General features: G+C 38.2%; 33 protein-coding genes, 2 pseudogenes and 1 riboswitch. Of the genes and pseudogenes, 29 read left to right on the top strand and 6 right to left on the bottom strand.

Features of this window, described 5'->3' with window-relative positions; translation table 11 throughout:
• Positions 1-26 precede the first annotated feature (26 nt).
• The 16 genes from rplO to L3V42_RS13520 all read left to right on the top strand — a co-directional run bounded on the left by rplO (position 27) and on the right by L3V42_RS13520 (position 11537).
• Positions 27-467, top strand: a complete 441-nt coding sequence (gene rplO, locus L3V42_RS13595) for a 50S ribosomal protein L15 (protein WP_235763013.1) — start codon at positions 27-29, stop codon at positions 465-467.
• Positions 467-1762 (top strand): preprotein translocase subunit SecY, encoded by a 1296-nt coding sequence (gene secY, locus L3V42_RS13590; RefSeq protein WP_235763014.1) that lies wholly within the window; start codon positions 467-469, stop codon positions 1760-1762. The genes rplO and secY overlap by 1 nt, the downstream gene beginning before the upstream one ends.
• Before the next feature lie 36 nt (positions 1763-1798).
• Complete coding sequence (locus tag L3V42_RS13585) at positions 1799-2449, top strand: adenylate kinase (RefSeq protein WP_238472215.1); 651 nt, start codon at positions 1799-1801, stop codon at positions 2447-2449.
• A 335-nt stretch (positions 2450-2784) separates the two neighbouring features.
• Complete coding sequence (infA, locus tag L3V42_RS13580; RefSeq protein WP_156857249.1) at positions 2785-3003, top strand: translation initiation factor IF-1; 219 nt, start codon at positions 2785-2787, stop codon at positions 3001-3003.
• A gap of 28 nt (positions 3004-3031) precedes the next feature.
• A complete protein-coding gene (gene rpmJ / locus L3V42_RS13575; protein WP_010095733.1) occupies positions 3032-3145 on the top strand; it encodes a 50S ribosomal protein L36 in 114 nt (37 codons plus the stop codon).
• A gap of 18 nt (positions 3146-3163) precedes the next feature.
• On the top strand, positions 3164-3529 hold the full coding sequence (rpsM, locus tag L3V42_RS13570; RefSeq protein WP_235763016.1) for a 30S ribosomal protein S13: 366 nt from the start codon (positions 3164-3166) through the stop codon (positions 3527-3529).
• A gap of 24 nt (positions 3530-3553) precedes the next feature.
• Positions 3554-3943: a 30S ribosomal protein S11 gene (gene rpsK, locus L3V42_RS13565; protein WP_235763017.1), complete on the top strand. Its 390-nt coding sequence runs from the start codon at positions 3554-3556 to the stop codon at positions 3941-3943.
• Positions 3944-4191: 248 nt separating this feature from the next.
• Positions 4192-5136: a DNA-directed RNA polymerase subunit alpha gene (locus L3V42_RS13560; RefSeq protein WP_235763018.1), complete on the top strand. Its 945-nt coding sequence runs from the start codon at positions 4192-4194 to the stop codon at positions 5134-5136.
• A 40-nt stretch (positions 5137-5176) separates the two neighbouring features.
• Complete coding sequence (gene rplQ / locus L3V42_RS13555; RefSeq protein WP_235763019.1) at positions 5177-5530, top strand: 50S ribosomal protein L17; 354 nt, start codon at positions 5177-5179, stop codon at positions 5528-5530.
• A 1041-nt stretch (positions 5531-6571) separates the two neighbouring features.
• Positions 6572-7411, top strand: coding sequence for an energy-coupling factor ABC transporter ATP-binding protein (locus tag L3V42_RS13550; protein WP_235763020.1), 840 nt, complete (start codon positions 6572-6574; stop codon positions 7409-7411).
• Positions 7387-8259, top strand: coding sequence for an energy-coupling factor ABC transporter ATP-binding protein (locus L3V42_RS13545; protein WP_235763021.1), 873 nt, complete (start codon positions 7387-7389; stop codon positions 8257-8259). Before L3V42_RS13550 ends, L3V42_RS13545 begins: the two co-directional genes overlap by 25 nt.
• Positions 8252-9055, top strand: coding sequence for an energy-coupling factor transporter transmembrane component T family protein (locus tag L3V42_RS13540; protein WP_235763022.1), 804 nt, complete (start codon positions 8252-8254; stop codon positions 9053-9055). Before L3V42_RS13545 ends, L3V42_RS13540 begins: the two co-directional genes overlap by 8 nt.
• Positions 9056-9065: 10 nt before the next feature.
• Entirely contained in the window at positions 9066-9809 is a 744-nt protein-coding gene (gene truA / locus L3V42_RS13535; protein ID WP_235763023.1) for a tRNA pseudouridine(38-40) synthase TruA, read from the top strand.
• A gap of 192 nt (positions 9810-10001) precedes the next feature.
• Complete coding sequence (gene rplM, locus L3V42_RS13530) at positions 10002-10439, top strand: 50S ribosomal protein L13 (protein ID WP_235763024.1); 438 nt, start codon at positions 10002-10004, stop codon at positions 10437-10439.
• 18 nt (positions 10440-10457) lie between these two features.
• Positions 10458-10850, top strand: coding sequence for a 30S ribosomal protein S9 (rpsI, locus tag L3V42_RS13525; RefSeq protein ID WP_235763025.1), 393 nt, complete (start codon positions 10458-10460; stop codon positions 10848-10850).
• 261 nt (positions 10851-11111) lie between these two features.
• Positions 11112-11537, top strand: a complete 426-nt coding sequence (locus L3V42_RS13520; protein ID WP_235763026.1) for a YhfM domain-containing protein — start codon at positions 11112-11114, stop codon at positions 11535-11537.
• Between the two features lie 134 nt (positions 11538-11671).
• Here the strand turns inward: L3V42_RS13520 and L3V42_RS13515 are convergent, their stop codons facing one another.
• The 5 genes and pseudogenes from L3V42_RS13515 to L3V42_RS13495 all read right to left on the bottom strand — a co-directional run bounded on the left by L3V42_RS13515 (position 11672) and on the right by L3V42_RS13495 (position 14995).
• On the bottom strand, positions 11672-12589 hold the full coding sequence (locus tag L3V42_RS13515) for a class I SAM-dependent methyltransferase (RefSeq protein ID WP_077706763.1): 918 nt from the start codon (positions 12587-12589) through the stop codon (positions 11672-11674).
• A gap of 366 nt (positions 12590-12955) precedes the next feature.
• A complete protein-coding gene (locus L3V42_RS13510; protein WP_238472214.1) occupies positions 12956-13561 on the bottom strand; it encodes a tyrosine-type recombinase/integrase in 606 nt (201 codons plus the stop codon).
• Positions 13562-13565: 4 nt separating this feature from the next.
• Complete coding sequence (locus L3V42_RS13505; RefSeq protein WP_238472213.1) at positions 13566-13979, bottom strand: hypothetical protein; 414 nt, start codon at positions 13977-13979, stop codon at positions 13566-13568.
• A 91-nt stretch (positions 13980-14070) separates the two neighbouring features.
• Positions 14071-14519 (bottom strand): annotated as a pseudogene (locus tag L3V42_RS13500) (ImmA/IrrE family metallo-endopeptidase).
• Positions 14520-14527: 8 nt separating this feature from the next.
• Complete coding sequence (locus tag L3V42_RS13495) at positions 14528-14995, bottom strand: helix-turn-helix domain-containing protein (protein WP_238472212.1); 468 nt, start codon at positions 14993-14995, stop codon at positions 14528-14530.
• A 166-nt stretch (positions 14996-15161) separates the two neighbouring features.
• On the opposite strand from L3V42_RS13495, the gene L3V42_RS13490 reads away from it, so the two are divergent.
• From L3V42_RS13490 to L3V42_RS13445, 10 genes and pseudogenes are all read left to right on the top strand, one after another.
• The gene (locus L3V42_RS13490; RefSeq protein ID WP_077356198.1) at positions 15162-15398 is read left to right on the top strand and encodes a helix-turn-helix transcriptional regulator; all 237 of its coding nucleotides are present in this window, start codon (positions 15162-15164) and stop codon (positions 15396-15398) included.
• A gap of 35 nt (positions 15399-15433) precedes the next feature.
• Positions 15434-15643 (top strand): hypothetical protein, encoded by a 210-nt coding sequence (locus L3V42_RS13485; RefSeq protein ID WP_200411717.1) that lies wholly within the window; start codon positions 15434-15436, stop codon positions 15641-15643.
• 44 nt (positions 15644-15687) lie between these two features.
• Positions 15688-16497 (top strand): phage replisome organizer N-terminal domain-containing protein, encoded by an 810-nt coding sequence (locus L3V42_RS13480; protein ID WP_238472211.1) that lies wholly within the window; start codon positions 15688-15690, stop codon positions 16495-16497.
• A gap of 12 nt (positions 16498-16509) precedes the next feature.
• Positions 16510-17034 (top strand): hypothetical protein, encoded by a 525-nt coding sequence (locus L3V42_RS13475; protein ID WP_238472210.1) that lies wholly within the window; start codon positions 16510-16512, stop codon positions 17032-17034.
• 175 nt (positions 17035-17209) lie between these two features.
• Positions 17210-17935, top strand: a complete 726-nt coding sequence (locus L3V42_RS13470; protein ID WP_238472209.1) for a hypothetical protein — start codon at positions 17210-17212, stop codon at positions 17933-17935.
• Positions 17935-18230, top strand: a pseudogene (locus L3V42_RS13465) (DUF4176 domain-containing protein). Before L3V42_RS13470 ends, L3V42_RS13465 begins: the two are co-directional and overlap by 1 nt.
• A 124-nt stretch (positions 18231-18354) precedes the next feature.
• Positions 18355-18642 carry a hypothetical protein gene (locus L3V42_RS13460; protein ID WP_235763032.1) on the top strand — a complete coding sequence of 96 codons (288 nt, stop codon included), beginning with the start codon at positions 18355-18357 and terminating at the stop codon, positions 18640-18642.
• A gap of 427 nt (positions 18643-19069) precedes the next feature.
• Positions 19070-19495 (top strand): RDD family protein, encoded by a 426-nt coding sequence (locus L3V42_RS13455; protein ID WP_369412904.1) that lies wholly within the window; start codon positions 19070-19072, stop codon positions 19493-19495.
• A gap of 63 nt (positions 19496-19558) precedes the next feature.
• Positions 19559-20554: a signal peptide peptidase SppA gene (gene sppA / locus L3V42_RS13450; RefSeq protein WP_238472208.1), complete on the top strand. Its 996-nt coding sequence runs from the start codon at positions 19559-19561 to the stop codon at positions 20552-20554.
• Between the two features lie 15 nt (positions 20555-20569).
• Positions 20570-21031 carry an RDD family protein gene (locus L3V42_RS13445; protein WP_238472207.1) on the top strand — a complete coding sequence of 154 codons (462 nt, stop codon included), beginning with the start codon at positions 20570-20572 and terminating at the stop codon, positions 21029-21031.
• Positions 21032-21247: 216 nt separating this feature from the next.
• Here the strand turns inward: L3V42_RS13445 and L3V42_RS13440 are convergent, their stop codons facing one another.
• Positions 21248-22267 carry an AI-2E family transporter gene (locus L3V42_RS13440; RefSeq protein WP_235763035.1) on the bottom strand — a complete coding sequence of 340 codons (1020 nt, stop codon included), beginning with the start codon at positions 22265-22267 and terminating at the stop codon, positions 21248-21250.
• A 462-nt stretch (positions 22268-22729) separates the two neighbouring features.
• Positions 22730-22922: riboswitch (cobalamin riboswitch) on the top strand.
• A gap of 150 nt (positions 22923-23072) precedes the next feature.
• On the opposite strand from L3V42_RS13440, the gene L3V42_RS13435 reads away from it, so the two are divergent.
• The 3 genes from L3V42_RS13435 to L3V42_RS13425 all read left to right on the top strand — a co-directional run bounded on the left by L3V42_RS13435 (position 23073) and on the right by L3V42_RS13425 (position 26940).
• On the top strand, positions 23073-25298 hold the full coding sequence (locus L3V42_RS13435; protein WP_238472224.1) for a ribonucleoside-diphosphate reductase subunit alpha: 2226 nt from the start codon (positions 23073-23075) through the stop codon (positions 25296-25298).
• Positions 25299-25388: 90 nt separating this feature from the next.
• Positions 25389-25856 carry a flavodoxin gene (locus L3V42_RS13430; RefSeq protein WP_235763036.1) on the top strand — a complete coding sequence of 156 codons (468 nt, stop codon included), beginning with the start codon at positions 25389-25391 and terminating at the stop codon, positions 25854-25856.
• Positions 25857-25899: 43 nt separating this feature from the next.
• Complete coding sequence (locus L3V42_RS13425) at positions 25900-26940, top strand: ribonucleotide-diphosphate reductase subunit beta (RefSeq protein ID WP_238472206.1); 1041 nt, start codon at positions 25900-25902, stop codon at positions 26938-26940.
• The last annotated feature ends 16 nt before the right edge of the window (positions 26941-26956 follow it).

The following is a 26956-nucleotide window of genomic DNA, read 5'->3' as shown; positions in this document are numbered from 1 at the left end:
AATACTAAAGATAAGGAGGTGCTCCGATGAAACTTCATGAACTAAAAGCAAACGAAGGTACTCGTAAAGAAAGAAACCGTGTTGGCCGCGGAATGTCTTCAGGAAACGGAAAAACTTCCGGCCGCGGACAGAAAGGGCAAAAAGCTCGTACCGGCGGTGGCACACGTCCAGGATTTGAGGGTGGACAAACACCTTTATTCCAACGTTTACCTAAACGTGGCTTTACAAATATCAACCGTAAAGATTATACAATTGTAAACTTAGATAAGTTAAATCAATTTGAAGAAGGCACTGAAGTTACACCTGAGCTATTACTTGAAGAAGGTGTCGTAAGCAAATTAAATGCAGGTATTAAAGTACTTGGTAATGGCACGATTGAGAAAAAGCTCACAGTAAAAGCTCATAAGTTTTCTCAAGTTGCAAAAGAAGCGATTGAGACTGCGGGCGGTAAAACTGAGGTGATCTAATGTTTCGCACAATCTCCAACTTTTGGCGTGTTGCTGACATTAGACGGAAAATACTTTTCACGCTTGCGATGCTCATTGTTTTCCGTCTAGGCACATTTATTCCTGTACCATTCACAGATCGAGCAGCACTTGAATTCATGTCAGATCAGCAAAACGTATTCGGATTTCTGAATACATTCGGTGGAGGGGCATTACAGAACTTCTCTATATTCGCAATGGGGATTATGCCTTACATCACGGCATCTATCATTATGCAGCTTCTGCAAATGGATGTTGTACCGAAGTTTACAGAGTGGAAGAAACAAGGAGAAATGGGCCGTAAGAAAATTGCTCAAGTCACACGCTATGGTACAGTTGGGCTTGCATTCATTCAAGCTATCGTCATGTCAATTGGTTTCAATGCTATGGCAGGCGGCTTACTAATCCAAGACCCAGATTTTGTGAAATTCCTGATAATTGCCCTGACATTAACAGCGGGAACAGCATTCTTGATGTGGGTAGGTGAACAGATTACTGCTCACGGAGTAGGAAATGGAATTTCCATCCTAATCTTCGCAGGAATTGTTGCAGCTGTACCAAACGGGGTTAACCAACTATTCAGCCAGTATTTCGTAAATGCCGGGGACGACTTATTCATCAACATTATTATCGTATCTATCATTGTACTTGTCATCATCGCAGTAACTGTTGGTGTCATTTACGTCAACCAGGCACTGAGAAAAATCCCAGTACAATACGCAAAACGACTCGTTAACCGCTCACCGGTTGGAGGTCAGTCTACTCATCTACCGATTAAAGTGAATGCTGCCGGGGTAATTCCGGTCATCTTTGCAGTTGCTTTCATGGTAGCACCAACGACAGTCGCTGGTTTTTATGAGGGGAATTCTTTTGCAAGTACGATTATGATGATTTTTGATTATACGCAACCGATCGGAATGGTTATCTATACAGCGCTAATTATTGCGTTCACCTACTTCTATACATTTGTTCAGGTGAACCCAGAGCAGATGGCAGAGAATCTGCAGAAACAAGGTGGATATATTCCGGGCATCCGTCCAGGACATAATACGGAAAATTATTTATCCCGCGTAATGAAGCGTCTGACATTTGTAGGAGCGCTTTTCCTAGCTGCTGTTTCCATCCTGCCTATTATATTAGGAAGTATTGCGAACTTGCCACAATCCGTACAAATCGGCGGAACGAGCTTACTAATCGTTGTAGGGGTCGCATTGACAACAATGAAGCAGCTTGAAGGCCAACTAGTGAAACGTCACTACAAAGGATTTATTAAGTAATATCCTGCCGACATTGAAGAAGCGAGGGGAAACTAATTGAATTTGATTTTAATGGGTCTACCTGGTGCTGGTAAAGGTACACAGGCAGAGAAAATAAATGAAAAATATAACATCCCTCATATTTCTACAGGGGATATGTTCCGAGCAGCAATTAAAGAAGGTACAGACCTGGGGAAAAAAGCGAAAGAATTTATGGATCAAGGTGCACTTGTTCCAGATGAAGTAACGACTGGAATTGTGAGAGAACGTCTAATGAAAGACGACTGTAAAGATGGATTTCTTTTAGACGGCTTTCCAAGAACGATTGCCCAGGCAGAAAGTTTGGAAGAGATACTCTCCGAATTAAATGAATCGATCGATTTCGTATTACATGTAGATGTTCCAGCAGAAAACTTAGTGGAGCGTTTATCTGGCAGGCGAATTTGTCCAACTTGTGGAACAGCTTATCACGTGAAACTGAACCCTCCGAAAGAGGAAGGAATTTGTGATAAAGATGGTTCAGCATTAATCCAGCGTGATGATGATAAACCAGAAACGGTGAAAAATCGTTTAGCTGTAAACCTCGAACAAATGCAACCATTACTCGATTTCTACGAGAATAAAGGATATCTCGCTCGAGTAAATGGAGATCAAGACATTGAGATTGTTTTCCAGGGAATTCGGGAAATACTGGATAACAAAGCGTAACATGGGATGACCAGATTAGGTGCAATTCTGGCTTTCTGACGTTATAATGAAGGGCGTAGTAACTTACAGATAGCTATAACTTTAAAGCTCATCTGAAAGCTTAAACGTAACGTACACAGATCCCACTTTTGTGGATGATTGGTACATCTTATTAGCGGATGGAGTAAATCGAAGCAGATGTAGCTCAAGGCTATTATGGCATAGAGCTCAAAGCTTTTCTCCAGATATCCCAATAGCCTTCTAGAAACTGATCATGTCACAATTGGGAAATTGCGATTTACCATCCTAACAATTACTTGGGCTTGTGACTGATTTAAAGGAAGGAGATCAAACGAATGGCAAAAGATGATGTTATTGAAGTAGAAGGTACTGTAACGGAAACACTGCCGAACGCAATGTTTCATGTCGAACTCGAGAACGGTCATACCGTTTTAGCGCATGTGTCCGGTAAGATTCGTATGCACTATATCCGAATTTTACCAGGTGACAAGGTTACAGTTGAACTTTCTCCGTATGATTTAACAAGAGGTCGAATTACGTACCGTTATAAATAATGCTCCGATATTAAAGGAGGTAATAAGGATGAAAGTAAGAGCATCTGTAAAACCGATTTGCGAAAAATGTAAAGTAATTAAGCGAAAAGGTAAAGTAATGGTGATTTGCGAAAATCCAAAACATAAACAAAAACAAGGCTAAAATAGGAGGTGCATGATCTTGGCACGTATTTCAGGTATTGATATTCCACGTGATAAACGAGTCGTTATCTCATTAACGTACATCTACGGAGTCGGCAAAACGACTGCAAAGCAAATTCTTAAAGAAGCAAACGTTTCTGAAGATACTCGTGTACGCGATCTAACGGAAGATGAACTCGGACGTATCCGCCGGGCAGTTGAGTCTGTTACGATTGAAGGGGACCTACGTCGTGAAGTATCCCTCAACATTAAGCGTCTGATCGAAATCGGATCTTACAGAGGTGTACGTCACCGTCGCGGTTTACCAGTTCGTGGTCAAAAAACAAAGAACAACTCTCGTACGCGTAAAGGCCCACGTAAAACAATGGCTAACAAGAAACAGTAATAATTGAAAGGAGGCACATTTTAGATGGCTCGTAATACAAACACACGCAAACGTCGTGTCAGAAAGCAAGTAGAAGTTGGGATTGCACATATCCGTTCTACATTCAACAACACAATTGTAACGATTACGGATGAAAAAGGTAATGCCGTATCTTGGAGCTCAGCAGGTGCATTAGGTTTCAAAGGATCTCGTAAATCTACTCCTTTTGCAGCTCAAATGGCAGCTGAAACTGCAGCTAAAACAGCAGTTGAAAATGGTATGAAAAGTCTTGAAGTAACTGTTAAAGGACCCGGAGCAGGACGTGAAGCAGCAATTCGTTCCCTTCAGGCAGCAGGCTTAGAAGTAACGGCAATTGTTGACGTAACACCGGTTCCTCATAATGGTTGTCGCCCACCAAAACGTCGTCGTGTATAATTCACTGTAGTTCGGTTATTTAAGGGCTGATTCGTTAGCTTTTTGGATAACATCGTATAGATTTTGTCAACCTGTCTATACTGGGTTATAATGGTAAAATTATACTCTGCAACGTTTATTAACGATAGATAGTTTGTACAAAGGAAAGACAGGTAGTGCAAGAATGCACGGGCTGCCTACTTGAGGAATTTCGGTTAGACTCGCCTGTCTAACCGGGGTTTTGACGTTTTTAAGGAGGGTTTTATTGAATGATTGAAATTGAGAAACCAAAGATTGAAACGGTTGAAATTAGTGATGATGCTACATTTGGAAAATTCGTAGTTGAACCTCTTGAGCGTGGATATGGTGCCACTCTTGGAAACTCCTTGCGTCGTATTTTACTGTCCTCACTTCCGGGTGCTGCTATTACTTCAGTTCAGATTGATGGAGCATTGCATGAATTTTCCACGGTTGATGGCGTGGTTGAGGATGTAACAACGATCATTTTGAATCTAAAAAAGCTCGCACTTAAAATCTACTCTGATGAACCAAAAACATTAGAATTAGATATCCAGGGTAAAGCTACTGTGACTGCTGCAGATTTGACTTATGACAGTGACGTTGAAGTAATGAACCCAGATCTTCACATTGCAACGGTTAACGGCAAAGGTCGCTTGTACATGAAAATGACTGCTGAACGCGGTCGCGGCTATCGCCCGGCTGAGGAAAATAAACATGAAGAACAACCAATTGGAGTCATTCCAGTCGATTCGATTTTCACACCAGTGGAACGTGTAACTTACCAAGTTGAAAATACACGTGTTGGGCAAGTTGTTGATTATGATAAGTTGACATTTGAAGTTTCAACAGACGGAAGCATCCGCCCTGAAGAAGCTATTTCTTTAGGTGCAAAGGTGATTTCCGAACATCTGAACATCTTTATCGGGTTGACAGACGAAGCTCAAAACGTCGAAATCATGGTTGAAAAAGAGGAAGACCAAAAAGAAAAAGTAATGGAAATGACGATTGAAGAACTTGATCTTTCTGTAAGATCATATAACTGCTTGAAGCGTGCAGGCATCAATACTGTTCAGGAACTTACAACGAAGACCGAAGAGGACATGATGAAAGTACGTAACTTAGGTCGTAAATCTTTAGATGAGGTAAAACAAAAACTATCTGATCTTGATTTAGGTTTACGAAATGATGATTAAAGCAGTCACCTTTAGATTTTGGGAAAAGGAGGGATAGTCCATGACTAGAAAGTTAGGACGTACCACAGATCATCGTATGGCACTACTTCGTAACCTTGCATCTGATTTAATTATTCATGAACGCCTGGAAGTTACAGAAGCAAAAGCGAAAGAGCTTAGATCTGTAGTCGATAAAATGATTACACTCGGAAAGCGTGGCGATCTTCATGCACGTCGCCAAGCAGCAGCTTTTCTTTATAATAAAGAAACAGAAGATGATAACTCGGTAATTCAAAAGCTTTTCGATGATGTCGCAAAACGCTATGAAGACAGACAAGGCGGCTATACGCGCGTACTTAAACTAGGTGAGCGCCAAGGTGATGGAGCGCCCATGGCAATCATTGAATTAGTTTAATCAAAAAACGGCAAGGGCAGGACGAAATCTCTCCAAAGAGGTGAATCCAAGCCCTTTTTTGTTTTATATGCAACCTCAGCAAGAATTTCTAGTCAGTGAAGTATGTATCGTTTTCATTCAGCGTAAGTGATTTGCACGTTCTCATGGTTCGCTCTCTAATCGCCGTTCAGTTGCCCGGTGGACGGATGCGCATCCTTGGGCACTGCTAGAGCTCCTCGGGCTTCCGCCCTGCGGGGTCTCCAGGCTCGTGCTGTTCCCGCAGGAGTCACCGTCCACCGGGCAACTGAACTGGTAAGATGGTTATTTTAAATAGAAATTACTCTGTCACGATAAGTAGTATACTTCTCCAGAACATTAAACAAGGATTCAAATTCGGCCTTTCCTGGTAGCAGTCCAGACACCTCGAGACTCCTGCGGGAGGATAGGCCTGGCGAGATTCCGCAGCGCGTTAGGGCGAGGAGGCTTGCCGGCCGCTCAGCAGGTGCGAGGGGTGTCTGGACTGCGGACTTCCAGTAGAAAGTTTCGGAGTTACGCACACTTACGTTGAATGAAAGCATTCAATAGTTTTTAATTGTTTATAAGCTATTGCTGCTGTTTCTGGCTGCTAAGTTTTTAAAGATAGGGTTCGTGATCAATGCCCGAATGAAGCTAGTTTCTTGTTGCTAGGGTGTTGAGGAGGCTCCTCAACGACCGACTGGATTTTGTTTTTGTAGTATCGGTCGTTGAAGAGGCATTTCAACTCCCAAATGGCTGTTGTTTTATGTGTTTAGGCCGTTATAGACCTTTTTCAGTTCCCGAATTATCTCTGTTTCATATGTTTGGGTAGCTGATAGAACTGCTTGAGATTTATGTGAACTAGACTATTCATAAAATAAAACTAAATTAAGTTAAATCAGGATTATAATTAGTAGAGAAGAGTGGAGTACCTTTCTTCGTGCAAATCTTTGACAGGAGATTTAGATGCTGATTCTCTATCTGGATTGAGATATACTATTACATAGATATAGAAAGGTCCGTAATTGGAGCGGAGGAGGCGATTAGATGAGAAGAGAGTTAATTGAGTTTCGGAATGTTTCGTTTCGCTATGACGAGCAATCACCCTGGGTGCTGAAAGACTTGTCATTTACCATATATGAAGGTGAATTTGTTGCGATTATCGGACATAATGGCTCAGGTAAGTCAACCATCGCAAAGCTAGTAAATGGCTTATTATTTCCCCAAGAAGGGGAGATTTTAATAAATGGCATTATCGTGAATGAAGAGACAATTTGGGATATCCGCAGGGAAGTTGGAATGGTATTCCAGAATCCAGATAACCAATTTGTTGGTGCAACCGTGCAGGACGATGTGGCCTTCGGAATGGAGAACCGTGGTATTCCTCGAGAAGAAATGGTTAAACGAATTGAAGAAACGCTACAAGCTGTTCAGATGTCGGATTATCGTCTAACGGAGCCACATCGACTTTCCGGTGGCCAGAAGCAGCGGGTAGCAATCGCGAGCGTATTAGCTATTTCGCCGAAAGTACTCATACTAGATGAGGCGACTGCTATGCTCGATCCAAAAGGAAGAAAAGAAATTATGGGGACTGTTTCGGAACTGAGTGAACAGCGCGGATTATCGCTCATTACGATTACCCATGATCTTGCAGAAGTCGTTCAAGCAGAACGGGTCATCGTGATGAATCAGGGTGAAATATGGGAGGAAGCTACTCCAAGAGAGATTTTTTCAAAGCGTAATGAACTGAGAGATATTGGTCTGGACGTCCCATTTGTCGCGATCTTGGCAGAGGGGTTAAAACAGGTCGATCTAAAGCTTACTAAAGAACCATTAAATCAAGAAGAACTACTGGAGGAACTATGGATATTACATTCAAAAACGTAACGTATATTTATCAGCGTAATTCACCCTTTGAGCATAAAGCGGTCGATGGCTTATCGTTCCATATTCCATCTGGTTCATTCGTGGCAATTATTGGCCATACTGGTTCGGGTAAATCGACCTTAATCCAACATTTGAATGGGCTTACTGCTCCAAGTGAAGGCGAAGTTCATATCGGTGACTTCAAGCTGACAAATGAAGAGAAACCGAAAAATATGAAAGAACTAAGAAGTCGTGTCGGTGTGGTGTTCCAGTACCCGGAGCACCAGCTGTTTGAAGAAACAATCGCAAAAGATATTGCTTTCGGTCCAGAAAACTTCGGCGTCGATCAAAAGGAAATAGAAAGACGGACGAAGGAAGTTATCCGTCAGGTGCATTTACCGGAAGAATTGTTAGACCGCTCCCCATTTGATTTGAGTGGTGGTCAGAAACGACGGGTTGCAATAGCTGGCGTATTGGCGATTCAGCCGGAAGTCCTCGTACTCGATGAACCGACTGCAGGACTTGATCCTCGTGGACAGAAGGAAATCATGGATATGTTCTATGAATTGCATCAGCAAGAAGGACTGACGACTATTCTTGTAACCCATAGCATGGAAGATGCATTGAAATATGCGGATCATATCCTGATTTTAAATAAAGGGAAGAAGTTTATGGAAGGAACGGCTGTTGACGTGTTCAGTCAAAGAGAGGCATTGCAAAGTGTGCAGCTCGATGTTCCAGAAGTCGTCGAATTCCTGATTAAGTTCGAGAAAAAAATCGGCAAACAAATTCCATTCCATAATCAATCGATGAAAGAACTTGCAGAAGAAATTCGGCAAGTTGTAAAAGGAGTGGATGAACATGAATAACTCCTTAATCATCGGTCAATATGTACCGGGTAATTCACTGATTCACCGCCTTGATCCTCGGACAAAAATAACAATTATCTTTTTCTTTGTCTTTATCGTTTTTTTCGCAAATAATGTACTAAGCTACGGGATTTTAGTTGCGTTTGCATTAACGGCAATGCTTACGAGTAAGGTTCCAGTTCGTTTTATCATGAAGGGTCTGACACCTGTTTGGTTTTTGATTATATTCACCTTTATTCTTCATTTGTTTGTTACAAAAGAGGGGACAGTAGTTTTTGAATTAGGGATCTTCAAGTTTTATTCTGGAGGAATTATTCAAGGATTTGCTATTTCAATCCGTTTCTTCCTTTTAATACTTGTCACTTCCCTTCTGACATTAACGACGACGCCGATCGAGATAACAGACGGAATTGAGGATATGCTGCACCCATTGAAGCGATTTAAATTCCCTGTACACGAACTTGCACTGATGATGTCGATTTCTTTACGCTTTATCCCGACGCTTATGCAGGAAACGGATAAAATTTCGAAAGCACAAGCCTCTCGTGGAGTTGATTTCCGCACGGGACCTTTAAAAGAACGTGTGAAGGCGGTTGTTCCGCTCCTAGTCCCTTTATTTATCAGTGCATTTAAGCGGGCGGAGGAGTTGGCAATGGCGATGGAGGCTCGCGGCTATCAAGGTGGAGATAATCGTACGAAACTCCGTGAATTGAAGGTTACCAAGCTTGATATCATGGGCTACCTTATTTTTATCCTTGTTGTAGCGATTCTATTTTTAACAAGAACTTACGGGTGAGTGTGATAAAATGCCACGAATAAAATGTACGTTAGCTTATGATGGATCTGGATTTTCTGGTTTCCAAATCCAGCCGGATAAGCGGACTGTAGCAGGAGAACTGGAAAAGTGTTTACAGAAAATGCATAAGGGCAAAGTGGTTCGCGTGCATGGTTCCGGCCGAACGGATACAGGGGTGCACGCGAAAGGACAAGTAATCCATTTTGATACGCCGCTTCATCTTCCAGCAGAAAATTGGAAAAAAGCCTTAAATGCACTACTCCCCGGGGACATCCATCTATCAAATACGGAAATCGTCACAGAAGCCTTCCATGCGCGTTTCAGTGCCATAGCTAAGGAATACCATTACATCGTGGAAACATCGCCGGAAAGGGATGTATTCAGCCGAAAGTATGCCTATTACTTCCCGCATGCACTCAACATAGGAAAAATCAAGGAAGCATGTGACTATGTCAAGGGAAAACATGACTTTACTACATTTTCTTCGGTGAAAACAAGCGTTAAAGGGAGTAAAGTGAGGACATTGTATACGGTGACGTGTGAAGAAGATGAGTCTGGTCTTCGCTTCATATTTTATGGTGATGGCTTTCTTTATAATATGGTCCGCATCCTTGCTGGATTTCTTCTGGATGTTGGCCAAGGCAAATGGGAGCCAGAGGACATCCCTGTTTTATTTGCTGCAAAGGACCGCAGTAAAGTAGGTAAAACGATCGGCCCGGAAGGTTTATATTTAATGCGAGTCATCTATGAATGAAATAATATTAATTTAGGTATTAATTTAAAAGAAAAATGAAGAGAAACCTTGACAAACCTACCCATTGTGTTATATTATGATTTATGGCATTTTATTTCTAAACCATGATTAGCCCCGGAATCTAATTATGTTTTAAGAAACTTAAAATACAAAAAATGAAACGGATTTTATATATATGGAGGGAAATCTAACATGCGCACAACATTCATGGCAAATGAAGCGAACATTGAACGCAAATGGCTTGTTGTTGATGCAGAAGGCCAGCGTCTAGGTCGTCTTGCGAGTGAAGTTGCTACAATCCTTCGTGGAAAGAACAAACCAACTTACACTCCGCATGCAGACACAGGAGACTATGTCATCGTCATCAACGCAGAGAAAATCGAATTAACTGGGAACAAAGAGAACGACAAAATGTATTATCGTCACTCCAACCATCCAGGTGGACTCAAAGAGCGAAATGCAGCAGATTTACGTGCAAAGCATCCTGAACGCATGATTGAGCTTGCGGTAAAAGGCATGCTTCCTAAAGGTGCATTAGGCAGTAAGATGTATAAGAAATTACACGTTGTTGCAGGTCCAGAGCATAAATATCAAGCACAAAAACCAGAAGTATACGAGCTTCGTGGGTAATTAAAGGAGGTAAATTCATTGGCACAAGTACAATACTACGGCACAGGACGTCGTAAAAAATCAACTGCACGTGTACGTTTAGTACCAGGTTCAGGTAACATTACAATCAATGGTCGTGAAGCAAGAGAATATTTCCCATATGAAACACAACTTCTTATTCTAAACCAGCCATTAGTTGCGACAGAAACTGATGGAACATATGACGTTTTAGTTAATGTTCACGGTGGTGGATTCACTGGTCAAGCTGGTGCAATTCGTCATGGAGTAGCTCGTGCGCTTTTACAAGCTGATCCAGAATATCGTGCTACATTAAAACGCGAAGGCTACTTAACTCGTGACCCAAGAATGAAAGAACGTAAGAAATACGGTCTTAAATCTGCACGTCGCGCGCCACAATTCTCAAAACGTTAATAAATCAACATTTGCAAATCCCTCAACCACGTGTGGTTGGGGGATTTTACTGTATATGCGGTGCTTGAAAAACAGGGGAAAATTCACACGTAGCATACACGTAACATACAAGTAGCAGACAAATAATTTAGAGAAAAAGAAGCTGTGATTTTGAAATTAAGTTTGATACAATTACATTAATAAGATGGATTGGGATAGTGCAACAAACGGGCCATTTTGTAGCATAAAATTAGCTGGTAAATTTGATTAGGGGAGATATTTTTGAAGAAAATTACTTTATCACTTACTTTGTTTTTTTGTGCTTTACTTTTATTTGCTTGCCAATCTCAAGAAAAGGAAATGACTATGTTAGATGATATTTCATCGATTTCCATTTCCAAATCTAGTGGCTATGGTGGAATAAACGAAAATTATATTGCAACAATTGATAAAGACTCAACCATATCAAGGTTTGAAGAGTCTTTGGAAAATGCAGAAGCTAGGGAACAGAAGGTTAATGTCGATACTGAAAAGCCTGATTATGATATTTTAATTCGCTATGAAAATGGGGAAACCCACGGATTACATCTTGTGCTTGGTAATGCAGGAGAAAAAAGTAGAGTAATGTATGTTGGTCACGAAAACAACGGTTTTGATATATCACCTGAAGGTACAGAGGTATTAAAAGATGTCTTGGATAATCAATAAATGTGTACTGCAATCGGGCGCAGTTGTTGAATAAGCATTGCGCCGTTAAAGGGCCAGATTGTGTAATAATTAATAATAAGCCTACCCCTCAATCAAATAGAGGATTAAGGGGTAAGCTGATATTAAACAAATAATTATTTTTTTACAGCATGGATGTAATGAATCGTTTCAAAGGCTTTTAAATAATCCGAACGATCGCTAAAGAATTTATTATTTATAACATCGGGTGATAAATGTTCGTAAATAAGTAATCCTGCATCTTCTAACAATATTTCTATTTCGTCATAAGTAAAACATGATTTCATTGGTTCGCCACTAGCGGATGCCATTTGCACCATATTCTGAACTCGGTTAGACAATCCTTTTTCTTCAAATAGTTTATCATCTGCATAATCAAAAACGATGGAACTTCCCAATGGAATCTCTGCAAATAATTCTTTAATTAAATTTGAAATTTCTTCTTTTGTTAAGTAATAGGAAACACCTAAGAGACTATAAAAGGTTTTTTTGTTTGGTTGAAAACCCTCATCAATAAGGTTTTGTAGGATAATATCTTTGGTGAAATCCATTGGAACAAAGTGAAAATTATAAGGAATTTGATAATTAGATTTGGCTAGCCTATTCCTTTTAAAATCTTGTGTAGACGGATAATCAACTTCAAATATTTCCAACTTAGGGTCTAATTCTGGGTTCCGAAAACAAAATGTATCCAATCCAGCTCCTAGAATGACATATTGTTCAGCTCCTAGTACTATCTCATGGAATAATACTTTTTCACAATAGGCAGCACGTGCTAATGGAGTTGGTGAGAGTTGAACTTGTGTAATCCATTTTAATATTTCATCGGGTTGATCTTGAAATTTTATAGCAATTTCATGATTAAAAAATTGAATTCCTTGAATCATGTTTTTACGAATATCTTCAAATTCCTTTTGGGTAATTAAATCTTTTGCAATATAATCATCAAAAATCTTTGGTGTGTCATATTTACTATGGTATGCTCGACCAAAAGCTGAAATTAAGGAAGTTAAACTGGATTCATTTTTCTCCATACATTGATTCCCCCATATAATAAAAATAAGATTCCCCTGGCCAGGAGAATCTTATTATATACGAAAATATAATAACTGTAAATTATAGCACAATTAAATTATTTTGTCAATAATATTGACTTGTATTTAAATGTTATCTCATGAAAAAATCAAAAAATACAATACAACAATCGGGCGCGTTTGTTTAACACCAAAAGGAGGAAAATGGTCAAACCTTTTTCTAAAAAATGTATATCATTTCACAAAGAGAGAATCCATTTTGATCAATCCTTTTTTCAAAATGGATTCGTCTTGATTAGGGTATTATCCAGGCTTGTCATGTCTTTCTGATCAAACTTTGTTTCAAAGCTACAAAAAGCAGCTTTCTTATAGCCTGTCAATTGCCATAAGAAGCTGCTTGATATCTTTATGCGTATAAACTTTATCAGTGATATCTTTAGCTGCGTGACCCATGATCCGTTTGATTGATAATTTATTTGCATCAGCATTATCCATAAGGGTTGCGAAGGTATGTCTGCAATCGTGTGGTCTATGATTCAATTCTAGTTGTTGCATAATCTTCTTGAATTTCTCATGATAATAAACATAATAACTCAGTTTGTTTCCCTCAAAGTTTGTAATCAGATATTCATTATTGGGATCCATACGATTTTCAATTAATTTATGGACTTTTTTATGAATAGGTATGACCCTATTCGTCCCAGCTTCCGTTTTGAAGCCACCCCGAAAATACCTTTCATCCAATTGAATATTTTTATTTTTCACTTCCACAAGTTCCCCAGGACGCAATCCACTGTAAATCATAATTAAAATCGAATCTATATCATCGAAGCGGTCGATGTTTTCCCAAAGAATATTAATCTCATCCAAAGTAAATGGTTTTCTGGAATTCTTTGTATCATTTTTTGGAAGCTCGACAAATCTAGCATAATCTTTATGTGTTAAATCGTTTTCTAAAGCATGTTTATACATTTGATTAAATAATACTTTTATTTTTTTTCTTTGTACCCCATGATTTATCACAGTTATCAATCACAGATTGCAGGTGAGCTTTCCTGACTTCATTAAATTTTATATCGTGTAAAGGTTCTGATCTTCTAAAAGCCATTTCATAGCCAAGTTGATTTGATTTTGAAATTTTAGGGAAACGTTCTTTTATTAAGCGTTCATATACTTCTTTAAATGTGAGCTTGCCAGCTGATAAATCATATGGGTTATTATTGTAATCAGCTAATGCTACCATTGCCTCTTTTCTACTTTTATAATATCCTAGATACTCCCGTCTTTGTTTTCCTTCGTCATTCCATCCAGTAGTGACTATGACCGCGAATGGTTTTCTTCGTTTACCGGATAATTTGCATACGGAGCCGTATCCATTTGGATTTTTCAATTTCCTTACCACCTTTCATATCAGCAGGATAGACATGTGAGAATATATGTTCTATATATGTGTTAAAAAAAAGAATGCAATATTTGCATACCTACTTTATATGATCAATTTTTTTCAGATTGCACATTTCTTCTGGAACGCCATACGTTTGAGCTACTTCATTTATGGTAACGCTTGTATCTTTAAATTCATAAATACATTTATCTGGAATAAGCAATTCAACTGCAAATGTATTAGCCTCTACCTCATTTTTATTAGTAGAGAAAAAGGTGTTATTTTTTAAAAAAGGTGCATTTTCACTTTTATGCAATAACGAATGGCCTAATTCATGAGCGCAGACAAACCTTTGCAATGTCTCATCTATATTATCATTAATATGGATAGATTGAATCCTTTTGTAGCACGTGTAGTATCCCAAAGATCCCCCAGAGATTCAAAAATAATGATGATACCTTTACGCTCTGCTATTTCAAAAGGGCAATTTGTTCCATATTTATCAATAAGTTTTATTGCTGTATTCCTAGGCATTAAATGCGCCATAGAATACCTTATTTTTTATATTTGTTGGGGGTAAACTTTTGTTTTGCCATTCGTTTAGCCATGCGAAGTGAATTTTCCAATGAAGCAATTAGTAGTTCTCTATCTTCCTTATCCATTTCATCTATCGACCTTCCATCGAATTGTGAGTATGCATCATCATTAGATAAGTTATTTATCATTTTTTCTAGATCCTTAGCTATATCACGCTCTTCCTTATCTGACAGCTCAGGAAGATCTTCCTCTTGCTTGGTGTTGTTTGGTTTGTAATAACCAGCCACCCTCATTATTTCATCATAAGGAATGGATAGTGCTTCCGCAAGTTTTTGGATATTCTCAGCTTTGGGAATGCCTCTTTTTCCATTTTCGATTCTGGACAATTGAGCAGCACTAATACCTGAATACAAAGAAAGTTGATTGATGGTGTAACCTTTTTCATCCCTTTTTGCTTTTAGATACTCTCCAAATTGATTGGTCATAGTTTTCTCTCCTAAACACTGATACCCTTCTACACTTATATTACTAAAAATAATTACCAAAAGGAAATTTATTTAAGGAAAATATAAAAAAGTATTGCCAAATGGTAATTGTTAATGTTAAGGTATTACCATAAGGTAATTACCAAAAGGTAAAAGGAGGGTTCATTTGAAAGATGTAAATGTCATTTTAATTAATTTAGACTTTTTGAAGGCGTATTTGAAAGACAAGGATATTTCTCAAAGTCAATTTGCGGATAAGGTAGGAGTTACGCAAACTACTGTTAACCGAATTATGAATGGCAAGAGAAATCCGGGAGGTAAGTTTATTGCAGGTGTTCTGCGGAGCTTTAACGATTTAAGTTTCGATGAAGTATTTTACTATGACAAAAGTATTGTCAACTGAATAAAAGATAAAACAATTCGTTTGGAGGGATTGATTTGGAAACAAGTATTGATGAGAAAGAAAGCATGAATATCAAAGTTTCTGAGGCAGCAAAGATCTTGGGGAAATCTGAACAATTTGTGCGAATTGGATTACAACGGGATATTTTACCAATTGGTATTGCAATTCAAATGTCTAGTAAATGGACATACCATATTTCACCAAAGTTACTCAAAGAGTATGTAGGAGGGGAAGTAAGCATCTAAATTGCCTGAAATTATTTAAACCTGTTTAATTCTGGAGGTAAAAAATGAGCAACATTAAATGGATTAAGTTAAGTACTGCCATGTTTGATGATGAAAAAATAAAACTTATAGAGAAGCTTCCAGAGGCTGATACCATTCTAATCATTTGGATTAAACTACTTTCACAGGCCGGGAGAACAAATGCCAACGGTTATATTTATTTGAACGAAAATGTCCCTTATACAGAAGAGATGCTGGCAACGATATTCGATAGGTCGCTCAATACAGTGAGGCTCGCTTTAAAAACACTAAAAGAGTTCGGGATGATTCACATTGATGACGATTCTTTTATTCGAATTTCAAATTGGGAAAAGCATCAAAATGTTGAAGGAATGGACCGTGTAAGGAAGTTGAATGCAGAGCGTAACAAAAGGTATCGCGAAAGAAAGAAACAGCAATTACTAGAAGATAAAACAGATGACGTTAGCGTGACGTCACGTGACGGTACAGAAGAAGAACTAGAAAGAGATAAAGAACAAGATATAGAAATAGAACAAGAACAAGATAAAGACGTAGCGCAGATTATTAAATTTTGGGATAAAAACGGATTTGGTGTGAATAACATTCATGCAAAAAAACAGTTGTTGCTGTGGTTGGATGATTCATCATTTAAGGATCCCAGTGAAGTCATTTTAAAGGCATTAAATATTGCTTGTGAAAATGATGCTAGACGACTTAAATATACGGAAGGCATCTTAAGAAACTGGCAAAACGAATCCTTACTAACCGTTGAAGAAATCGATAAGAATCACAAAAACCGAAATAAGCAAGCTGTAAACCAAATAGATTACGATCCGAATAGAGATAGATTCTAGGAGGTGCTATCAGTGGAAGCTATTGGATCAGTTCTTAAAAAATCAATTCCTTTCAAAGAACATCATGAAAAAGAATGTGAGCAATGTGGAAGTCTATATAAATTATATGAAACTCCTAAAGGCATAGCGGGAGCATGTAAACATTGTATGGATCAACAGTTATTAGAAGAACTAAACGTACCAACAAAAGAAGAAAGAGAAAGACTAAAAGAAAAGCGATTTATTGCCACATTTGAACGAGTTACACATGATTTGAAGCAAGCAACGGTTGATTCCTATATACCTAAAGAAACATCGCAATTCGAAGCAAAAAAAGCAGCCCCAGGGTGGGCAGGTATAGTGATTGATGCTGGATTTAATATAAAAGACAATATCCAAGAAGGAGAATCTACTCAAAGGATAGTTGGAGATGCAACGGTTGATGTGGTGGCTGGTATTGGGACAATGGCAGTAGCCGGGGCAGCTACTGCAGCGGTAGTTGGAACAGTAGGTTTACCATTATTAGCAGGTGCTGGAGTAGGGTTAGTGGCATCTTAGACAGTAGGAAAAATTATTGATTCTAACTGGGGGACTAGCCAAAGTCTAAGGGATCATGGAAAAGACTTAGTACAAGCTGGTACTAATGCTGTGAAAGGTTTCGGAAAAACAGTAGCCGGTTGGTTTAAAAAATCTATATTCGTAATATTTTAATAGTACAGGGGGATGGAAAATAGTGAAAATAGATCCCGAAACGAGATATGAGGATTTGGCTTTATATGTTAAAGATCATTTGGAATTTATTTATGTTGGTGATGTTAAATGGAGTGTGGCTGTACTAGTTTTGATAATATATGATGCCCCTTTACTTTTAGGATTTTCAATGTTGTTAAAGATAGAACTTTTATGGATCGTTTTACCATTTGTCCTTATTATTCATTTGTGGTGGATAAGACTGATGATAAAAAATCCATATTCGACTCAATTAGAGGTGATATTATTTATGGGTGTTTGGGGAGCGCTTGGAGGAATATCTTTATTCATAACCTTGGTGTGGGTGATATTTCATGTGCTTCAAATTACCTCCACGGTATTTTATATTATTATAGCTATAGTGACAATTGTATTGGTCTATATTTTAGTGAAATATCAATTACATAAATATTCCGGTGATCCGATAAAAGAAAGAAAAGAAAGTAATCAGTATAAGTATATGGGATTGGTAACCGCCTCTCCGGGGATAGGATACTTATTTTATGTATTAATAGAAAAAAATACGATGTTAGAAGATATTATTTCAATGGTTAGTATATATTTCTTTGCTATTATTTGTAGCTACACTGCAGCAAAATTTTTGCATCGTTATTTTTTCATGAAAGCCAATATGAAATATGTCATCTATCAACCACATGGAAATAAGAAAAAGGAAAAACTTATCAAACAAGGAGTGGAAATAAAATAATGGAAAAACTATTGCCGAACGGATCAATTGTTTTATTGAGAGGTGGAAATAAACGTTTAATGATTTATGGAAGAAAACAAATCATTACAGAAGAGGGAATGGAAGAGATTCAAGCTAGAGGCGAAAAGATACCAGAACAATCTATGTATGATTATTTAGGAGTCTTTTATCCCGAAGGCTACATGGACGAGGAACACACTTAGTGTTCAATCATTCAGATATTATCGATATTATATTCCGAGGCTATGAAGATGAGGAGGAAGCAGAGTTTCAAAAGATTTTAAGGCAAGTTTAAATAATAGGTCGTATTAAAAATAATGCGATATTCCTAGAAGTAGAATAACTAAATTAAAATCAGAAAGGACAAATTTATATTTTAAAGTTTGTCCTTTTTGATAATCTTTAGTACGAGTGTTTCCTTGGCAAAAATTGCTTCTTTCATTGCGGATTATTCATATTATCTGGCTTTAATGCTCCGTAGCATATTTTATAATAGACAGGGAACCAAGAACATAGATGAATTTAGGTTGTTAACACGTGAGTTAGAAGATTTATTAAATGATTTTAATTCCTTGGATGAAAATGATGGAGATAAAATTGAAGTAATGCTGTTTGAATTTCATCGAATACTTACAACGTTTGAATGGCATTTTTCAGAAATTAGTGATTTAAACATGAAGTTCTTGAAAGGATTTAGAAAAGGTTAATAAAATCATTTAAAGAGAAGGAACAAAATTAGGATTTTTGTTTTGTGTGAGAAATGATAAAAGTTAAGTGTCATACTAATAATCATCTTTATAATGATGCAAAAAGATGGAAACCAAATCCATACGAATCCATTTACATCCCTATCAATCCAATTTATCCAAATGAAGATATTGATACAACGGGATTCAGACGGATAGACTATACATAAATTGATAGCCGATAAAACTCAAAACGTTAAGCGTTTATTATATCAAAAACACGCCTGTTTGGACTTTTCCAAACGGGCGTTTTTTTATAATCTATCAAATTGTACAAGCCTAAAAATAAGTATAGAAAACTTTATAATCAATGATATAATGTAATGAATTCTGGTATCCTAGTTAAAAATAGGAGGTTGTTTAAAATGGGAAGTTATAAACCAGCAGGATTTGGATAAGATTTCTAGCAAGTCTAATCGATGGTGTTTTAACTGGAATTTTAACTTGGATTATCGCTACGCTAATTAATGACGAGAGGTATTTTAATACGTTTGATATTTTTTCGGATGAATTGTATGGACTAAGTACATCGGAAACCATTTCGAATTTGATTTATACGGTCATTTTCGTAATTATATTTACAGCGAGCAAGTTTAAAGGTAGTCCGGGGAAAATGATTTGTCGCATTGAGGTTGTAAATCCAGACATGACACAGATCAGTTTTTGGAAATCACTTGGTAGAGTGTTTGCTTATATCGTTTCAGCTATTCCAATTATGATTGGTTACATGATGGCCGGCTGGAATAAGGAGAAGAGAGCATTACATGATATCATTTGTAGCACTAGAGTTGTGTATCGAAATAAGTTAGAGTAAAGTTAAATCAAAATGAGAATTGATATTTTCCATTAAAAACTATGGACTTGGGGTGTATACATATTGGATAAAAAGCGTTGGATCGCATTAATAATCGCAATTGGTTTATTCGTTGTCTCGATTGTATCACAAATTAGCACAAGCATTGCTTCGACGGATTCCGCTACACTTTTTGAAAGCTTTAATGATGAGTTTAGTGAAGAAGTAATCGAACAAGGAACTAGCTTCGAGAAAATTGCTGTGCTCGAGCTAAATGGAATTATTATGGAAGATAGTGCAGGAAGTTTATTAAGCGGTGTTACATATAGGCATCAAAGGTTTTTGGATTTACTTGATCACGCTGCTGAGGATGGAAATGTAGAGGCTATTATTTTAGACGTAAATACACCGGGTGGTGGTGTTGTAGAAAGTGCAGAGATTCATGAAAAGATACTAAACATTCAGCAAAACTATGAAAAACCTGTTTATATTTCGATGGGGAATACAGCAGCATCTGGTGGTTACTACATCTCTGCTCCAGCCGATAAAATTGTCGCTCATTCCGCCACATTAACTGGTTCAATTGGTGTCATTATGGAGTCGTTGAATTATACCGAGCTTGCTGATAATCTAGGCATTGATTTTAACACGATAAAGAGTGGCGAATTCAAAGATATTATGTCTGGTTCACGTGAGATGACGGAAGAGGAAAGAGCAATGCTGCAAACGATGATTGATGAACTCTACGGTGACTTTGTTCAAGTCATTGAAGATGGACGTGGCATGTCTGAGGAAACTGTTCGAGAACTGGGTGATGGTCGCATTTATACTGGAGCGCAAGCAAAAGAAAATGGCTTAGTCGATGAAATTGGAACGCTGGATGATACCATTGCGATGATGAAAGAGGATTATAATCTGGAAGATGCTACCGTGATTGAGTATACAAGCGGTTTTGAATTCAATCAATTTTTAGGCATGACGCTGCAGGATAAGTTTGGCAAAGGGTCAGAGTTACATGCAGTAAATAATATGCTGCGAGAAGCAAATGCTCCTAGAGCCATGTATTTATATTCAAGATGAGGAGGCTAGATTGCCATGAGTGAAGATTTAGTTGCATATACAGCATCGCCTACGGAAACAAGAAGGTATGCCGGATTTTGGATGCGATTTTGGGCATATTTAGCCGACTTAGTCATCGTGTTTAGTATAAATGGTATTGTGCTTAGTCCATTAAAATTTATGAACGAAGGAAAACCAATCGAGATTGGTTATTGGACGGTCGCAGGAATTCTGAGCCTTCTCGTATTGTATCTATACTTTATTTTAATGACAAAGTTTTATGGACAGACAATCGGAAAAATGATATTTGGATTAAAAGTGATTCGCAAAGACCTCGAGCCTCTGCAATGGAACGATATTATTTTTAGAGAGTTGGTCGGACGCTTCTTCTATCGCTTTTTATTCATTGCACAATTACTGTATCTTGTCGTTGCCTTTGATACCAAAAAACAAGGGATTCACGATATGCTTGGTGATACATGGGTCGTGCATGAATGAAGGATCGCGGGAAGAGAGTTATTCATTGTCCGTATATGTCACAATAAATAATCAAGCACTGTCCCTGCTTTTTTTACAAGCTAGTAAGTGTGGGGAGAAAAAATCTCGATACGGGTTTTTGGTTAATGTTTAGCCGCCAGTAGAATGTGTAAGATATTCTAATAGCGGCTGTTTGTGTTCTATTATCTAAATCTATTACTAGTTAAAGCCTAATCTTTACTTTACTTGCTCGTGTGTATCATTATTCGTCACATCCAGGATATCGAGCAGGAATACAAACACTGGAATTCCGATAATCAATCCCCAGACGCCAAAGAAATGCTGCGAAAAAATCAAGACAATAAATGTATAAAACACTGGTAAATCTGTTTTAGAAGACATCAATTTTGGATTGAGAATATACGCTTCGATTGCATGGATAATCATAATTGCGATGAGCAGATAAAGAACAGTTAAAAATCCTCCGATTGTATAGGCAATGAGAGATAACGGGATAAGTGAGATAATCACTCCAGCAACAGGGATAAGTCCTAGGAAAAAGACCATAATGGATAATCCAAAGATCTGCGGAAATCCAAGGATCATTAATACAATCATCGTAAGAAATGTGTTAATCAGGGCAATCATGAATTGTGCTTCGATTACTTTACCAAAAGTGCGTGAAAATTTTCTGCCGAAGTACTCGATCTCCCGGTAGAACGGTGCAACTTTACTTTTTTTGAACTTACTCGTAAATGCGAGCAGGCGAGGTTTTTCGAGCAGGAAGAATAAACTGAGTACTAACGAAATTAATACCTGTACACTCACCGTACTAATATCTGTAATCGATTTTAAGAGAAATGAAAAGCCGTTTTCTATGTAGCCCGTGATTTGCTCGCTTGAAATGATCGGCTCAATAAAACTAAAAAATGGGTTATCATACGATTCGAAAGAGAAAGTTGAAATCTGCTTAATGACTTGACTGATTTCCATCGTAATAATTGGCAAGTACCTCACAGCACCTACCGTTAATAAGCTGACGATTACCGAATATAACAGTAATACGAGAATCGTTCGATTGAATTTGATCCGTTTCACCGTGAATTCAACTAGCCCATTCATTAAGAATGAAAAAATAAAAGTAAGGAGGATAATATTTATTAAACTTCTTACACTGTAAAGAATTAGAATGATTAAACTAAAAATAATAATGCGTTTTACTCCTGTTTTTCGGAAAAAGTCGACGATTGATTCCATATCATATTTCCTCTCTTATGCTGTGTGAAGCAGGATAGCCAGTTTTGTTTATACTCTTAGTATCTACTTATAATGGGAAAAACACAAGATTAAAACGATAGTAATTCAGTAATAATATTAAACTGGGATAAATGCACTGACCGCCATGTCCCGCTAATCAATATTTGGTGATTGAATCAAGCGGGAGGATAAAAAGCGATATGTAGGATGAACTGCATGGAATCTAGGGTTTTAACAAATCCTTGTTCCATGCAGTTTTTGTATGTTCGTAGATGTAAGCTACTACTAGATAGAGACAAGTCCTATATATTGCAATACCTGAGGTTATAGTTTAGGATGAATATTTGAGTAAATTTCCTTCCAGATAATGAATCATTTTTCGTTCGTTATTAATTGTTGAAAACGGGTATACTCTATGATAGAATTCAATATATAGTGATTGATAATACAATTTAATACTAAATGTAGTATATGAGTAATGGTGACAGTTTATCTGTTTAAAAGGGAATCCAGTTAAAAACTGGAGCTGCCCCCGCAACTGTACGTGTGTACGACTTAGCAAACCACCGTATCGCTTGCTGTAAGGTGTCGATATGGGAAGGGCTATAGAAGGAAGAGCACGAGCCAGGAGACCTGCCATAACTTGTAGTTTTTTGTTTCTTCGGGGTGTGAGAAAGGAAAAATGATAAGAAGTTGTAGTATGTAATATTATTATGCTTTTTTGTCGTTTTTTCTTGCCGTTCATCCCGAAAGTGAACGGTTTTTTTAATGCTTATACATAAAGGGAGGAAATAAAATGCAAATAATGAATCAAACAAAAAGCCCTAAAGGGATGGAATTAATCAATGAGTGGGCCGATGGATTAAATATTCAAACAGATAAATATAAAGAAAAAGTTGAGCCGCTTTTGGTAACACAAGAAGCAAAAGACGACTTATATAATGCTTTAATTAACCATGCACTTGAAAATATAGACGAAGTAACACCAGACTGGACTTATTTTGCAACACGGATTTATTTGCATGAACTCTATCAAAAGGCTGCAGAAAATAGGGGCTATGACACTGCTCTTTCGTATGGTCCTTTCTACGATTTATTAAAGCAATTGACCGATAAAGGAATTTATTCTCCTCATCTTCTTTCAAGCTACACGAAAGAGGAAATCGATTATTTCGGTTCGTCGCTCGAACAGGAAAGGGATTTATTATTTACGTATCCGGGAATTTATACATTGGCAACTCGTTATCTCGCAATGGACCATGAAAAGAATGTTTATGAATTGCCGCAGGAACGCTGGATGGTTATTGCCATGCATCTTATGCAAGAAGAACCGGTCGCGAATCGGAAAGAACATGTTCTCGAAGCCTATTGGGCGTTAAGTAATTTATATATGACGGTCGCGACACCAACATTAGCTAATGCGGGGAAGAGCCATGGCCAATTGTCGAGTTGTTTTATTGATACGGTAAACGATAGTTTGGAAGGAATTTATGATAGTAATAGTGATATTGCCCAATTGTCGAAAAATGGCGGCGGAATTGGTGTCTATATGGGTAAAATCCGTGCTAGAGGCAGTTCGATTAAAGGATTTAAAGGGATGTCCAGCGGAGTTGTACCATGGATTAAACAGTTAAATAACACAGCGGTAAGTGTCGATCAACTCGGTACGAGAAAAGGTGCGATAGCAGTTTATTTGGACATATGGCACAGAGATATTGAAGAATTCCTTGACTTGAAACTAAATAACGGGGATGACCGCCTGCGTGCCCATGATATTTATACAGGGGTTAATATTCCAGATTTGTTTATGGAACAAGTAGAAAAAAGGGGCGACTGGTATTTATTTGACCCTCATGAAGTGCGCGAGGTAATGGGCTTTTCCCTGGAGGAATCCTATGATGAAGAGAAAGGCGAAGGAGAATGGCGCAAGAAGTATGAAGCATGTATCAACGCTAATTTAGATTCGGCAAAGAAAGTGCCAGCAATTGAAATTATGAAAAGAATTATGCGTTCCCAGCTGGAAACAGGAGCACCATTCATGTTTTACCGTGATGAAGTGAACCGCCGGAATGCGAATACGCATACTGGAATGATTTATTGCTCCAATTTATGTACGGAAATTACGCAAAACCAATCCCCGACAGAATTTGTTGAGCAATATCTCACGGAAGAAAATACCGTTGTGAAAAAATACACGCCTGGTGACTTTGTTGTTTGTAACTTAAGTTCCGTTAACTTAGGGAAGGCTGTACCAGATAATGTATTGGAACGCCTTATCAAAATTCAAGTGCGCATGCTTGATAATGTCATTGATATTAATACGTTACCATTATTACAAGCAACGCTCACGAACCAAAAGTACAGAGCGATTGGACTAGGAACATTCGGATTCCACCACCTGCTTGCAAAAGAAGGAATCGAGTGGGAATCAGAGCGAGCTGTCGAATATACCGATGCTATTTATGAAAAAATAGCCTACTTAGCGATTTCCGCATCAGCAGATTTAGCAGAAGAAAAAGGCAGCTATCAGGTATTTGAAGGAAGTAAATGGAGTACAGGAGCGTACTTTGATAACAGAGGATACGATGATTCCAAAGAGTGGATGGCATTGAAGGAGCGGGTTAAGAACACGGGGATCCGCAATGGTTATTTAATGGCTGTCGCACCAAATGCGTCTACTTCGATTATTGCCGGCTCTACTGCAGGAATCGACCCAGTATTCAAACCTTTTTATCATGAAGAGAAGAAAGACTTTAAGATGCCTGTAACCGCACCAGATATGGACCACCATAATTATCATATCTACAGACGTTCCGCTTATATTGTTGATCAGCGCTGGTCGGTCAAACAGAATGCCATGCGTCAGAAACATGTGGACCAAGGTATTTCCTTTAATATTTATGTGCCGAACACCATCCGGGCTTCCGTCTTACTAGACTTGCATCTACAAGCTTGGAAGAGCGGACTGAAAACAACTTACTATGTACGTTCATCTTCTACAGATATTGAAGAGTGTGAGTGGTGTCAATAATGAATAGGGGAGCGTTATGCTCTCCTCTGTTCCGAACCAATCGAAAATCGATGATAAGGGATTCGCACGTTTTAATTAGGGGTGAAATAAATGAAAATTCTTATCGCTTACCATAGTTTTAGCGGCAATACCGAAGAAATGGCAGAAATGATTCAGGCTAGGATTGAATCTTTCGGTTATCAACCGGAGTTATATGAAATCGGTATAGGTGCGTATTTTCCCGAGTTAAGTGACTATGATGTCGTTATGTTAGGGACGTTTACTTGGGATCTTGGAAGCACACCGGCTGATGTAAAAGACTTTGTAGCAGATGTCGGGTATAAGCCGAATAATATTGCAGTATTTGGTTCAGGAGAAACCCAGTTTGGTGGGGAAGAGATGTTTTGTCTTGCGGTCACGAAACTAGCTAAATTTTATAATAGCCCGTGGGAAGGTTTGAAGGTAGAGCAGTCTCCAAGGGGAAGCCAAGAGCTGAAAGTTACCAATTGGGTAGACGGAATTATAGAAGGTGTAAGAAAAGAAAAAGAGCAAAAGAGCTGGATGACGGCAGGCGTATAGGATAAGCGATAATAGAAAATAAAAAGAGGCAGGGAATATAAATATGACTGTAGTTTTAAAAAAAGCAAGAACGTTAGAGCCAAAAAATCCTAATAAATCAACGGGAATCTTTGGGGGGAAATCCAGCGGTATTTTAAATTGGAATGATATTGCGTATCCCCACTGGTATCAGATTTACAAAAAGTTACTAGGAAACTACTGGCAAGCAGATGAAATCAATATGTCTTCTGATATCAGGCAGTTTCCGGAGTTAACTGCAGATGAACAGGATGCCTATTTAAAGATTATTGGATTACTGTCTACGTTAGATGCACCACAGACACGGACGGCTTTATTATTATCTTTATATGCGACAGACGCCTCTGTACAGTCCATTATGGCTGTAATTGCTCAACAAGAGGCCGTGCATAATGAAAGCTACTCGTATGTTTTATCATCTGTCGTATCGCTGGATGAACAGAATAAATCATTTGAGTTAGGTCGGACGGATCCCGTTCTCCTACAGCGGAATGAACGGATTATCGAAGTTTATAATGAGTTTGCAGAAAATCCGACAATCGAAAACATATTAAAAGTCATGGTCTATACCTCTCTACTGGAAGGAATGTTTTTCTATTCCGGATTCGCCTTCTTTTATAACTTAGCACGAAATAATAAGATGGTAGGAACAAGTACGATGATCAGCTATATTAACCGGGACGAGCTTGAGCACGGGAGATATATTGGCGAATTATTCCGCGCGACGCTAGCTGAGAATCCTGAATATAATACGGAAGCATTCAATGAGTGGGTATATGAGGCGTTCCGTCACTCCGTGGAACAGGAGATCCATTGGTCCAGATATGTATTAGCAAATGTCGAGGGAATTGATTTGGACGAAATGGAAGGCTATATTAAATACCGGGCGAACAAGATGCTAAGAATGCTCGGCTTAAGTGAAATTTATGATGGCTACTTCGATAACCCGATGAAGTGGATTCGGGCATATGTAGATAACTTTGATGGAACAAAGACAGATTTCTTCGAGCAAAAATCTCGTGCCTATACAAAAGTAAGTGATTTGAACGGGTTTGATGATTTATAAAAAGGTGTTTTATCGA

It is taken from the genome of Oceanobacillus alkalisoli, assembly GCF_022213125.1.
Lineage (GTDB): Bacteria > Bacillota > Bacilli > Bacillales > Amphibacillaceae > Oceanobacillus > Oceanobacillus alkalisoli.
Note: the sequence above shows the minus strand (reverse complement) of the source record. Positions and strands in the feature narration are given on the sequence as shown.